Origin of the sequence: Streptomyces nojiriensis (genome assembly GCF_017639205.1) — a bacterium.
GTDB lineage: Bacteria > Actinomycetota > Actinomycetes > Streptomycetales > Streptomycetaceae > Streptomyces > Streptomyces nojiriensis.
On the sequence record NZ_CP071139.1, the window covers coordinates 6928257 to 6940526 of the forward strand.

The following is a 12270-nucleotide window of genomic DNA, read 5'->3' on the forward strand; positions in this document are numbered from 1 at the left end:
CGATGACAAGCCGGCCGCTCCGGAGCCTGAGTACGGATGCTCAGTTCGGCGCCGCCGGCCGCACGGGCCGCCTGAGTACGCGGACCACCCGGATCGCGTCCGGAAGGTACGCGGGTCCTCCGGGAGCCTTTCGTTCTCCAGGTGTACGGCGCAGTGTCACGAGGTGATCCCCGTCCGGTACCGAGGGACCGCTGTCCTTGGGGCGCCCCTCGACTCCCCCCTCACCCGCAGAGGTCTCTCCCATGGCAGAACTCAACCGTCGCAGGTTCCTGCAGATAGCCGGTGGCACCGCCGCCCTCACGATGCTGAACGACAGCATCGCCCGGGCCGCCGCCATCTCGGCGCAGGGCACCACCGGAACGATCCAGGACATCGAGCACATCGTCGTCCTGATGCAGGAGAACCGGTCCTTCGACCACTACTTCGGCGCGATGAAGGGTGTCCGGGGCTTCGGCGACCCGCGGCCGGTCCTCCAGGACAACGGCAAGCCGGTCTTCTTCCAGTCGAACGGGACGAAGGACATCCTTCCCTTCAACCCGCAGATCCAGGACCTCGGCATGCAGTTCCTGGAGGGGCTCAACCACGACTGGGCCGGTGGCCACCAGGCCTACAACAACGGCAAGTACGACAAGTGGGTCCCGGCCAAGACGGCCACGACCATGTCGTACATGACCCGGAACGACATCCCGTTCCACTACGCCCTCGCCGACGCCTTCACGGTGTGCGACGCCTACCACTGCTCCTTCATCGGCGCCACGGACCCGAACCGCTACTACATGTGGACGGGCCACACGGGCAACGACGGGACCGGCGGCGGCCCGGTCCTCGGCAACCAGGAGGCCGGCTACGGCTGGAAGACCTACCCGGAGCGCCTGGAGTCCGCCGGGGTCTCCTGGAAGGTCTACCAGGACATCGGCGACGGCCTGAACGCCGCCGGTTCCTGGGGCTGGATCAACGACGCCTTCCGCGGCAACTACGGCGACAACTCGCTGCTGTACTTCAACACCTACCGCAATGCCCAGCCCGGCAGCCCGCTGTACGAGAAGGCGCGCACCGGCACGAACGTCAAGGCGGGCGACGGCTACTTCGACCGGCTGCGCGCCGACGTGGTGAACGGCACGCTGCCCCAGGTCTCCTGGATCGCCGCCCCCGAGGCGTTCAGCGAGCACTCCAACTGGCCGACGAACTTCGGCGCCTGGTACATCTCGCAGGTCCTGGACTCGCTGACCGCGAACCCGGCGATCTGGGCCAAGACCGCCCTGTTCATCACCTACGACGAGAACGACGGCTTCTTCGACCACGTGGTCCCGCCGTACCCGCCGGCCTCCTCGGCCTGGGGCCTGTCCACGGCCGACGTGTCCAAGGACCTCTACGCCGGTGGCGGCGGCTACGCGGCCGGACCGTACGGGCTCGGCCCGCGCGTCCCGATGATCGTGGTCTCCCCGTGGAGCAAGGGCGGCTACGTCTGCTCCGAGACCTTCGACCACACCTCCGTGATCCGCTTCATGGAGAAGCGCTTCGGGGTGCAGGAGCCCAACATCTCCCCGTGGCGCCGCGCCGTCTGCGGCGACCTGACCTCGGCCTTCGACTTCACCCGGGCCGACGCCGCGCCCGCCGCGCTGCCGTCCACGGCCGGGTACGTCCCGCCGGACAAGGACCGCCACCCCTCGTACCACCCGACCCCGCCGGCGACGGGCGCCCTGCCCCCGCAGGAGGCCGGGTCCAAGCCGACCCGCGCGCTCGGCTACAGCCCCTACGTGGACGGCGCCCGCACCACCTCCACCGGCAAGTTCACCCTCACCTTCGCCTCCGGACCGACCCTGGGAGCCCACTTCCACAGCACCTCGGGCAACCGCACGGACGGCCCCTGGCCCTACACGGTCGAGGCGGGCAAGACGCTTGTCGACACCTGGTCCACCAGCAGCTCCACCGGCAACCAGATCAACCTCACGGTCTGGGGTCCGAACGGCTTCCTGCGCACCTGGAAGGGCCCGGCGAAGAAGGCCGGCCCCGAGGTCACGGCCCGCCACGTCGCGGCCACCGGCAACCTGGCCCTGACCCTGACCAACTCCGGGACGGCGGCCGTCAACCTCACGGTGACCAACACCTACGGCGGCGCGCCCCAGACCCTGAGGGTGGCGGCCGGCGCGACGGTCTCCCACACGGTGGACCTCGCCGCCTCCGGCCGCTGGTACGACGTGAAGGTCGTCTCCGACGCCGACGCCACCTTCCTGCGCCGCTTCGCCGGCCACGTCGAGACCGGCGCCCCGGGCGTCTCGGACCCGGCGATCAGGACCGTCTGATCCGGTCCTCCGGTGCGCGCAGCAGCCGCCGTTCCAGGACCGGGAGGTCCGCGGGGCGGTGGCTGCGGGCGTGCCGCAGCAGGAGGTCCCGCGCGGTGTCGGGCACCCGGCGCCGCTTCGGATGCCGGGTGGTGAACTCCTCGCCCGCGAAGAACCGCACGGCCCCGTCCAGGCCGGCCCGGTCCGTCTCCCGTACGGCCCAGGCGAGTTCGTCGGTCGGCCTCCCGGCCAGCAGCCGGACGGGAGCCCGCTCCGCGAGGAGCCACGCCGCGTCCCGGGGCTCCTCCCGTACGGCGCCCAGCCAGCTGAACACCATGGCCGGCGGCACCCCGTGCACGGGGCCGGGCACTGCGCCGCGGGCCAGGTCGGCGGCGTACTGACGCAGTCCAGCCGGGGCGGCGGCCACCCACCGGTCCCGGTGCCGGGCCGGGAGCCCGGCGGGGTCCAGCGGATCGAACAGGGGCCGGAGCGGACCGCTGGGCGCGGCGGACCGGATGCGCTCACCGCCGGCCTCGTACAGCGAGACCCCGCCATCCCCGTGGCACATGCAGGCGAAGCCGTCGTGCGCCTCGCCCTGCGGCCACAGGGCGAGCACCTCCGCGATCTCGGCCCGGTCGAGGACCTCGTACACGTCCGGGTGGTGCGGGTGGTGCGGGCGGTCGGCGGCGGTCCGGGAGGCCGTGACGGCTATGCGCACCGTGCGCGATGTCGGCTTCACGGTGTGATGGTAGATCCGGTGGGCAGAACCCTCGGCGTCGGTTTTCTTCGCCACGTCACCGAGGGAGAACGCATGGCCATCGCCCACCGCAGGATCGGCACCGGACCCGTCCGCGTCATCGTGCTGCACGACTGGTTCGGCACCTCCGCGAACTGGGGATCCGTACTGGACCACCTGGACCCCGAGGGCTTCAGTTACGTCTTCCTCGACTACCGCGGCTACGGCGACCGCCGGGACGTCCCCGGCCGCCACACCCTGGCCGAGATCGCCGACGACGTCCTCGAACTCGCCGACCAGCTCGGCTGGGACACCTTCTCCCTCCTCGGCCACTCCATGGGCGGCAAGGCGGTCCAGCAGGTCCTCGTCCGCGCCCCCGAGCGGGTGGAGAAGCTGATCGGCCTCGCCCCGGTCCCGGCCGCGCCGTACGCGATGGACGACGCGACCCACGCCCTCTTCCACGGCGCCGCGACCGATCCCGACAAGCGCCGTGCGATCCTCGACCTGGTCACCGGCAACCGCGTGAGCCGGCACTGGCTCGACGGGATGGTCGCCCACTCGCTGGCCGTCTCCCGCCCCGAGGCCTTCGCCGGCTACCTCGCGAGCTGGCAGCCGCTCGACCTGTCCGCCGCGGTGAAGGGCAACACCGTCCCGGTGCTCGTCCTCGTCGGGGAGTACGACCTCGCGATCACCGCGGATGTGATGAGGGACACCTGGCAGGCCTCCTATCCGGACTGCCGGATCGTGACGGTCCCGGGCTCCGGCCACTACCCGCCGCACGAGACCCCGGTGGCCTTCGTCACCGAGGTGGAGGCCTTCCTGCGGATCTAGGCGGCGTCCGGCGGGACCGGTCGGGCACACGAAAAAATCCCGTGGGGTACGAGGAACCTCGTACCCCACGGGATCGACAGGGTGAGTGACGGGACTTGAACCCGCGGCCACCTGGACCACAACCAGGTGCTCTACCAACTGAGCTACACCCACCACGAAGGGCGGCGGACCGCCCGTTCGATGTGCATGCACAGCATAGCCGATCAGAGGGGTGCTCCCGCGACGCCTTATCGGGTGGCGGGCCCGCTTCCGGCCAGGCCGGAAGCGCGGGCGACGGCGGCCGAGGCGAGCGCCCGGACGATCGGGTGCGGCCGCGACCCGTCCCCGTGCAGCTCCGGCTGGAACAGCGTGGCCAGGAAGAACGGGTGCCCGGGCAGCTCCGCGATGCGCACCTGTCCGTCCTCGTCGCGCCCCGACAGCCGCAGGCCGCGCGCGGCGAGCACCGGCAGGTGCGCGGGCGCGGGCCCGTACGAGCAGTGGTAGCGCTCCACCGACCGCTCCGCACCGAGTGCGGCCTCGGCGAGCGAGCCGGGCTCGCACCGTACGAGGCCCTCGTGCCCGACGAGCGAACAGGCGAGCGGCGCGATCAGCGGGTCCGCCGCCCCGGGATCGTTCTCGGCGTGCGCGGCGCCGGCCAGCCCGCACACGTTCCGGGCGTACTCCAGCAGGGCGTGCTGGAAGCCCCCGCAGGTCCCGAGGAAGGGGATGCGCGCCTCACGCGCCGTCCGGATCGCGGCCAGCGCCCCGGCCTCGCTGGCGTACGGACTGCCGGGCAGCACCCACACGGCGTCGAAACGGGCCAGGGTCCCGGCGGCCGCCTCGGCCTCCGCCTCGCCGGTCGGGATCCAGTAGGCGTCCAGGACGAGCCCGTCACGGGACGCGAGGGAGTCGAGGAGGAGCGGGACCCGGGTGTGGGACTTCACGTGCGGGGAACGGTCGCCGACGAGGGCGATCCGCGCGATCGGGGCGGTGGTCATACCCGTCATCGTGCGACCCGGTACCGCTCCGGCGCCAACGACGGTTCCTGCATCCCCGATCAGTGATCCTGATGGAGCCCGATGGGATCCTGCGGGTCATGGATCCGCACCTGCTCCGCACCTTCGTCGCCGTGGCCCGGCTCGCCTCCTTCTCCGCGGCCGCCCGGGAGCTGGGCTACACCCAGTCGGCCGTCTCCCAGCACATCGCCGCGCTCGAAGGGGACCTGCGGGCCGAGCTGCTCACCCGCCGGCCCGTCGCGCCGACCCCGGCCGGGGCGCGGCTGCTGGAGCACGCGGGGCCGCTGCTGCTGCGGCTCGACGCCGCCCGGGCCGACGTGCTGCGGCTGGCCGCCGACCCGCCCGGGCGCGTCACCCTCGCCGCCTCCCCGCTCGCCGTCGGCCCCCGGCTGCTGGCGGCGCTGCCCGCCACCGGGGTCACCCTGCGGGTGCTGCCCCCGGCCGACGTGCCCGCCGCCGTCGCCACCGGCGGCTGCGATCTCGGCCTGGTCGACGGCCTCGCCGCGCCGAGCGACCCGCTGCGGCTGCCCGACGCGGCCCCGCTCACCGTGACGGGCGCGGGGGAGGAGGAGCTGTCCGTACTGCTGCCCGCCGGGCACCCGCTCGCCGGGAGGGCCGCCGTCCGGCTGGACGACCTCGCCGACGCGCGCTGGATCGACGCCCCCGGCGTCGGGCTGCCGCTCACCGCCGCCCGCACCTCCGTGCGCTACGACGGCACCGACCTGCTCGCGCTCTGCGCCCTCGCCGCCGCCGGGCACGGCCTCGTGCTGCTGCCGCGCCGCGTGGCGCAGGCCGCCGGCGCGGGGGTCGCCGTACCGCTGTCGGCCCCGCGCCTGGTGCACCGTACGGAGCTCCTCTCCCCGGCCAGCCCGACCGGCGTGGCCGCTGCCCTCGCCGCACGGCTCACGGCAGGATCACCCGTATGACACGTGAACCCGCACCCTTCACGGCCGATGACTACGCCGCCCGGATGGCCGCCGCCGCCCAGACCGCCGCCGACGCGGGACTCGCCGGGCTGCTGATCGCCCCCGGACCCGACCTCACGCACCTCACGGGCTACCGGCCCACCGCCGAGACCGAGCGGCTGACCCTGCTCGTACTGGCCGCCGGGCAGGATCCCGTGCTCATCGTGCCCGCGCTGGAGGCGCCCGACGCGCAGAAGGCGCCGGGCGCCACCGCGCTGACCCTGCGGGACTGGGCCGACGGGAAGAACCCGTACGCCGTCACCGCCCCGCTGCTGGACTTCCGCGGCCGTTTCGGGGTGAGCGACAACACCTGGTCCCTGCATCTCCTCGGCCTCCAGAAGGAGTTGCCGAACGCCTCCTACGCGCCGCTCACCGACTGCCTGCCCATGCTCCGCGCGGTCAAGGACGAGCAGGAGCTGGAGCGCCTCGCCGCGGCCGGGGCCGCCGCCGACGCCGCCTACGCGCAGATCGTCCACCTCCCCTTCGCCGACCGGCGCGAGACCGACGTCGCCGAGGACCTGGCGGCCCTGCTGCGCGCGCACGGCCACTCCCAGGTCGACTTCACGGTCGTCGGCTCCGGCCCCAACGGGGCCAACCCGCACCACGAGGCCGGCGAACGCGTCATCCGCCACGGCGACATGGTCGTCCTCGACTTCGGCGGCCTGCGCTTCGGCTACGGCTCCGACATCTCCCGCACCGTGCACGTCGGCGAGCCCACCGCCGAGGAGCAGCGGGTCCACGACATCGTCCGCGAGGCCCAGCAGGCCGGTGTGGCCGCGGTCCGGCCGGGGGTCTCCTGCCAGGAGATCGACCGGGCCGCCCGCGCCGTGATCACCGAGTTCGGCTACGGGGACCGCTTCATCCACCGCACCGGCCACGGCATCGGGGTCACCACCCACGAGCCCCCGTACATGGTGGAGGGCGAGGAGCAGCCGCTGGTCCCCGGCATGTGCTTCTCCGTGGAGCCGGGCATCTACCTGCCGGGCCGGTTCGGCGTCCGCATCGAGGACATCGTGACCGTCACCGAGGACGCCGGGCGCCGCCTCAACAACGCCCCGCGCGAGCTGGCCGTCGTGGAGTGAGCATCACGGGGCCAGGACGACCGCCGTCTCGCCCGGTACGTGGATCCGCCCGTCGGGACCCGGGTGGTCGACCGGCTCCCAGGAGGCCAGCACCCGTACCCCGTTGCGGCCGAGCGCGATCGTCACCGGGTCCGGGGAGAGGTTCACCGCCACCCGGACGTCGCCCCGCCGGAAGGTGAGCCAGCGACGCTCCTCGTCGTGGGCGACCCGGACCGCCGCCAGGTCCGGGTCGCGCAGGTCGTGATGGGTGCGGCGGAGTGCGATCAGGGTGCGGTACCAGTCCAGCAGGCGGGCGTGGACGGCCTGTTCGGGCTCCGTCCAGTCCAGGCGGGAGCGGTCCCGGGTGGCCGGGTCCTGCGGGTCCGGGATCTCCTCGGCCTTCCAGCCGTGCGCCGCGAACTCCCGGCGCCGGCCGGCCCGTACCGCCTCGGCGAGGTCCGGGTCCGGGTGGTCGGTGAAGTACTGCCAGGGCGTCCTGGCCCCCCACTCCTCGCCCATGAACAGCATCGGCACGAACGGCCCGGTCAGGGCCACGGTCGCGGCGCACGCCAGCAGCCCGGGGGAGAGCGAGGCGGAGAGTCGGTCGCCGAGCGCCCGGTTGCCGATCTGGTCGTGGGTCTGGGTGTAGCCGAGGAAGCGGTGGGCCGGGGTCCGGCGGTGGTCCACCGGGCGGCCGTGGGTGCGGCCGCGGAAGGAGGACCAGGTCCCGTCGTGGAAGAAGACCCGCGTCATGGTCTTGGCGAGGGCGGCGAGCGGGGCCGCGGCGAAGTCGGCGTAGTACGCCTGGGACTCGCCCGTCACAGCACAGTGCAGGGCGTGGTGGAAGTCGTCGTTCCACTGGGCGTGCAGGCCCAGGCCGCCGGCGGCGCGCGGGGTGGTGGTGCGCGGGTCGCAGCGGTCGGACTCGGCGATCAGGATCAGCGGGCGGCCGGTGTCCGCGGCCAGTTCGTCCACGGCCGCGGACAGTTCCTCCAGGAAGGTCAGCGCCCGGTCGTCGGCCAGCGCGTGCACGGCGTCGAGCCGCAGCCCGTCGATCCCGTAGTCGCGCAGCCAGGCCAGCGCGCTGCCGAGCAGGTAGGCGCGCACCTCGTCGGAGCCGGCCGCGTCCAGGTTCACCGCGGAGCCCCACGGGGTGTGGTGGGTGTCGGTGAAGTACGGGCCGAAGGCGGGCAGGTGGTTGCCGGACGGGCCCAGGTGGTTGTGGACCACGTCCAGTACCACGCCCAGCCCCGCCTCGTGGGCGGCGGCCGTGAAGCGGGCCAGGCCGGCCGGGCCGCCGTACGGTTCGTGCACCGCCCAGGGCGCGACGCCGTCGTACCCCCAGCCGTGCCGGCCGGCGAAGGAGCAGACCGGCATCAGCTCCACGTGCGTGACGCCGAGGGCGGTGAGGTGCCCGAGCCGGGCGGCGGCCGCGTCGAAGGTGCCCTCGGGGGTGAAGGTGCCGATGTGCAGCTCGTACAGGACCGCGTCCTGGAGCCGGGTGTGCGGCGGCGGTACCGGCCGCGGGGCGAGGGCCTGCGGATCGACCACCGCCGAGAGGCCGTCGGGCCCGTCGGGCAGCCGCCGCCCGCGCGGATCGGGCCGCGGGCCGTCGCCGTCGAGCAGGAATCCGTAGCGGCTCCCGTCGGCGGCCGGGGCCTCGGCGGTCCACCAGCCGTCCCGGTCCGGATCGCGTGCCATGTCGTACGTCGACCCGTCGAGCAGCATGGCGACGTGACCTGTCAGTGGTGCCCACACCTCGAACTGCACGGACGGTCCCCTCGTCGGCGGCGGTGTCCAGCATGCGTATGGTGCCCATCATTCCGGGCGTGGCGGGGGAGTTCTGGACACTCCGGCCCCGACGGGCCGACAATCACCCTGTGACGTCCAGTTTCGAGATTCCCGCCTTCCCCGCGCCGCGGCTGTCCGACGCCGAGCGCGACCGGGCGCTGGGCCAGCTCAGGGAGGGCGCGGCCCTCGGCAAGCTGTCCCACGACACCTTCCTGCGCCGGATGGAACTCGCCCTGGTCGCCCGCCGCTCCGAGGACCTCGCCGTGCTCACGGCCGACCTCCAGTCCCGGCAGGCGGCCGAAAGCCCCTGGACCCGTCGGCTGTTCGGCTGGGTCGGCCGGGTCTCGGCGGTGTCCGTCGGGGTCCGGCGCGCCTGGAACGCCGAGCGCCTGCCCAAGCTGCTGCTGCCGCATCCGAGCGCGGCGGCCCTGCGGATCGGCCGCGACCCCGGCAACGGGCTGCGGCTCAGCCACGAGACGGTCTCCCGGGCGCACGCGGAGCTCAGGTTGCAGGGCGGGGTGTGGGTGCTCAAGGACCTCGGCTCCACCAACGGGACCACGGTCAACGGGCACCGGGTGACCGGCTCCGCGGTGGTCCGCGACGGGGACCAGGTCAGCTTCGGGAACATGACCTTCCGGCTCTCCTCGAGCTGAGCGCGCCCCGCCGGTCCGCCGCCGGGAGCGTGCGCGCAGGATGGCGGTCATGGAACACACCTCCGTCATCCGCCGCGCACGCGTCGGCGACCTGCCCCGCCTGGCCGAACTCGTCCATGAGCACGTGGCGTACGAGAAGTCGGCGCCGCGCCCGCCGGGCCTCGCCGAGCGGCTCGGCCCGCAGCTGTTCGCCGAGGACGCCCGGCTGTGGGTGCTGCTCGCCGAGACCCCGGACGGCACGGTCGCCGGATACGCCGCCTGCTCCGCCGAGTTCTCCTTCTGGGACGCCCGGCACTACCTGCACATGGACTGCCTCTACCTGGCGGAGGCGGCCCGCGGACACGGCCTCGGCGCCGCCCTGATGGACGGCGTGACGGGTCTGGCCCGTGAACTCGGCCTCGACCAGGTCCAGTGGCAGACCCCGGACTGGAACGAGGGCGCGATCCGCTTCTACGACCGGCTCGGCGCCGCCGGACGGCCGAAGCAGCGCTATTCCCTGGCCGTGGAGCCCTCCCGGGGCCAGGGCGGGACACCCCCCGGGCCCGGTTCCGCTTCCCGCTGACCGCGTCGCGCCGGACGGCCGACGCGGGCGGGCACGGCGCACTCCTGTGCGCCCCCTTGTGCTCCTTCGGCGCGGACGGCCGCCGTCGTACGGTTCCGGGCTATGAGCGGATACACGATGGAACCGGCCACGCCGATGGAAATCAGCCCGCGAGTCCTGCCGCCATCCGACCGGTGGTCCCCCGCGCCCGCGGTACCGGCGCCGGTCTGCCGTTTCGAGAACTTCCTGGGGGCCGAGCGCGCCGCCGCCCTGCTGGAGTACGCGATATCGAGGGGGGAGGACTTCACGGCGGGCACCGTCCTGGACCCCCTGACCGGACAGGTGTCCCGCAAGGGGCGTGACTCGCTGGTCCTTCCGGTGACCAGCCGGGTGTTCAGCGCACACCTGGCGGACTGTCTGCCGCTCGTCCAGGAGGTCCTCGGTCACCGGGGCTCGCTCGCACGGTCGTTGACCGTCCTGACGGCGCACGGCGAAGGCGGCCACTTCGGCATGCACACGGACGCCTCGCGCGTCCCGGACGTGGCCACGGCACTGTCCGCCGTGTACTACCTGCACCGCACGCCGCGCGGCTTCGGCGGCGGCCAACTCCGCCTGTACGACACCGTGGTGGACGAGGGCAGGGCGCGGCCGGGGGAGACCTACCGCACGATCGAGCCCGAGCACGACACCATCGTCTTCTTCCCTTCCGGCGCCTTTCACGAGGTCGTGCCGTCCACCTGCCCGAGCGGACGGTTCTCCGACCACCGGTTCACCCTGACGACCTGGATCTCCGGCGGGGAGCCCGCCGCGGCCCCGGCCGCCCGCCGGTCGCCCGTCTGGCAGTGGCTGGCGGACGCGGCCGAGGGCACCCGCCCCCTCCACGACGCCGAGGAGGACCACGACGGGGCCAGGCCGGTGGCGCTGCCGCCGCCCGGCCCCGGCACCCGCCGGGGACCGTCCAGGACCTGACCGCTGCCCGGCCCGCCCGGCCCGCCCGGCCCGCCCGCCCGGACGGCCGCCGGCTCAGTCCGCCCGCCCGATCGGTTCGCCCGCCCGCTCGGCCCGGCCGGCCGCGAGGAGGCGGTCGTAGGCGGCCAGGACGGTCCGGGACTGGTGTTCCACCTGGGTGGCCACCGGGACCCAGCGGGCCCCGAAGCAGATCGCGAAGTCCTCGCACCACCCGGTGACCAGCCGGTCCAGCCCGGGCGCCGCCGGATGCCCCTGGGCGCGCAGCACCCGCAGCAGCATCGCGGCGGCGCGCAGCGACAGCCGCCGCCCGAAGGCGTCGATGCTGGCGATGTACGCCGCCGTGGCCTCCGCGGGGGCCACGGCCGTCCACTCGGCGGCGATCCGGGGGATCAGCTCGAGCGTCCAGTCCACCGCGCGCAGCAGGGCCGCGGCGGCCGGGTCCTCGTACGTCTGCGGACCCGGCCGTACGCCGTCGCCGTCGTCGCCGCGGACCGCGGCGACGAGCGCGGCGTCCGCGGTGAGCCGCTCCGCCAGCATCCGCAGGGCGCCGCGCGGGTCCGGGTGCGGGGCCGGATCGGCCACCAGGTCGGAGGCCCACATGGGGACTTCGACGATGGCGGTCGTGCCGGCGTAGCGGTGGGCGTGGTACCAGGTGCTCAGCCGGGTGTCCTCCGGGTGGAAGGCCCCGGCGGCCTCGCTGCCCGGCTGCGGGATCACGAAGATCCCGGTTCCGGGGGAGGGCCAGCCGGCCGCGTCCGAGGGCCCGTTCTCCACCGGGATGCGCAGCTCGGCGGCCGATTCGGCGAACGGCTCGGCGAGGCCGGGTACGTCCCGGGTGAGCTGCACCCAGGAGCCGCCGAGGTCGGTGGCGTGCAGGGAGACCTGCAGGACGGGCCGCAGTTCGTCGATGAGCGCCATCAGGGCCAGGGTCTCGGGCGGAAGCCGGTCCGCAGGCAGTAACGACGGGGCCCACTCGGGCTGTTCGGGTCCGGGCGGCCGGAAGAAGTTCCGGTGGTAGTCCAGCAGCGAGTGCGGGTGGGGGGTGCGGTGCAGGTCCGCGCCGTCCGGGTCGGCACAGAGCAGGAAGTGCCAGCCGCAGCCGGCCCGCGGCGCCGGGTCGTCGAGGACGCGCCGGGCGAGCGAGAGGGCGGTGGCGCCGCCGACGGGCTCGTTGGCGTGCGCCCCGGCGACGACGAGGACGTTGCGGCCGGCCCCGCCCGGGACGCCGCCCGTCGCGGCGACGGACAGCACCCAGAGGGGCTGCCCGGCCCGAGAGGTGCCGGCCTGGCGGAGCCGCACCTCGCCGGGGTGTTCGTCCGCCAGAACGCGGGCGGCGAGCCCGAGTTCCCGCGGTGTGGGGTAGCACATGTCACGGAGGAGAGTCACAAGGGATGCCATGCCCGCAGGGCCCGCCGCCTACTGCTCCGAGGGCCCCGCAGTTCCCCC

11 protein-coding genes and 1 tRNA gene are annotated in these 12270 nt (G+C 74.1%); 7 read left to right on the top strand and 5 right to left on the bottom strand.

Annotation, left to right across the window (positions count from 1 at the left end; all coding sequences use genetic code 11):
* Positions 1–242: 242 nt before the first annotated feature.
* Positions 243–2303, top strand: a complete 2061-nt coding sequence (locus tag JYK04_RS32145) for a phosphocholine-specific phospholipase C (protein WP_189739418.1) — start codon at positions 243–245, stop codon at positions 2301–2303.
* On the opposite strand, the gene JYK04_RS32150 is transcribed toward JYK04_RS32145, so the two are convergent.
* Positions 2290–3021: a hypothetical protein gene (locus tag JYK04_RS32150; protein WP_189739420.1), complete on the bottom strand. Its 732-nt coding sequence runs from the start codon at positions 3019–3021 to the stop codon at positions 2290–2292. The two genes, JYK04_RS32145 and JYK04_RS32150, sit on opposite strands and share 14 nt — an antisense overlap.
* Before the next feature lie 72 nt (positions 3022–3093).
* Here JYK04_RS32150 and JYK04_RS32155 point away from each other — a divergent pair, with 72 nt between their 5' ends.
* Complete coding sequence (locus JYK04_RS32155; protein WP_189739423.1) at positions 3094–3849, top strand: alpha/beta fold hydrolase; 756 nt, start codon at positions 3094–3096, stop codon at positions 3847–3849.
* 80 nt (positions 3850–3929) lie between these two features.
* Here the strand turns inward: JYK04_RS32155 and JYK04_RS32160 are convergent.
* Both JYK04_RS32160 and JYK04_RS32165 read right to left on the bottom strand, forming a co-directional pair.
* Positions 3930–4002: transfer RNA gene (locus JYK04_RS32160), tRNA-His, on the bottom strand.
* A 74-nt stretch (positions 4003–4076) separates the two neighbouring features.
* The gene (locus JYK04_RS32165) at positions 4077–4826 is read right to left on the bottom strand and encodes a CTP synthase C-terminal region-related (seleno)protein (protein WP_229875586.1); all 750 of its coding nucleotides are present in this window, start codon (positions 4824–4826) and stop codon (positions 4077–4079) included.
* Positions 4827–4924: 98 nt separating this feature from the next.
* On the opposite strand from JYK04_RS32165, the gene JYK04_RS32170 reads away from it, so the two are divergent.
* Both JYK04_RS32170 and JYK04_RS32175 read left to right on the top strand, forming a co-directional pair.
* Positions 4925–5770, top strand: a complete 846-nt coding sequence (locus JYK04_RS32170) for a LysR family transcriptional regulator (RefSeq protein WP_189739428.1) — start codon at positions 4925–4927, stop codon at positions 5768–5770.
* Positions 5767–6891: an aminopeptidase P family protein gene (locus JYK04_RS32175; RefSeq protein ID WP_189739431.1), complete on the top strand. Its 1125-nt coding sequence runs from the start codon at positions 5767–5769 to the stop codon at positions 6889–6891. Before JYK04_RS32170 ends, JYK04_RS32175 begins: the two co-directional genes overlap by 4 nt.
* Before the next feature lie 3 nt (positions 6892–6894).
* On the opposite strand, the gene treZ is transcribed toward JYK04_RS32175, so the two are convergent.
* On the bottom strand, positions 6895–8640 hold the full coding sequence (treZ, locus tag JYK04_RS32180; protein ID WP_189739433.1) for a malto-oligosyltrehalose trehalohydrolase: 1746 nt from the start codon (positions 8638–8640) through the stop codon (positions 6895–6897).
* Between the two features lie 110 nt (positions 8641–8750).
* Here treZ and JYK04_RS32185 point away from each other — a divergent pair, with 110 nt between their 5' ends.
* From JYK04_RS32185 to JYK04_RS32195, 3 genes are all read left to right on the top strand, one after another.
* A complete protein-coding gene (locus JYK04_RS32185; protein ID WP_189739436.1) occupies positions 8751–9314 on the top strand; it encodes a DUF1707 and FHA domain-containing protein in 564 nt (187 codons plus the stop codon).
* Positions 9315–9363: 49 nt separating this feature from the next.
* Complete coding sequence (locus JYK04_RS32190; RefSeq protein WP_308431052.1) at positions 9364–9876, top strand: GNAT family N-acetyltransferase; 513 nt, start codon at positions 9364–9366, stop codon at positions 9874–9876.
* 102 nt (positions 9877–9978) lie between these two features.
* The gene (locus JYK04_RS32195; RefSeq protein WP_189739442.1) at positions 9979–10824 is read left to right on the top strand and encodes a 2OG-Fe(II) oxygenase; all 846 of its coding nucleotides are present in this window, start codon (positions 9979–9981) and stop codon (positions 10822–10824) included.
* A 54-nt stretch (positions 10825–10878) separates the two neighbouring features.
* Here JYK04_RS32195 and JYK04_RS32200 read toward each other — a convergent pair whose 3' ends face one another.
* The gene (locus tag JYK04_RS32200) at positions 10879–12192 is read right to left on the bottom strand and encodes a M14 family zinc carboxypeptidase (RefSeq protein ID WP_373297451.1); all 1314 of its coding nucleotides are present in this window, start codon (positions 12190–12192) and stop codon (positions 10879–10881) included.
* Between the last annotated feature and the right edge of the window lie 78 nt (positions 12193–12270).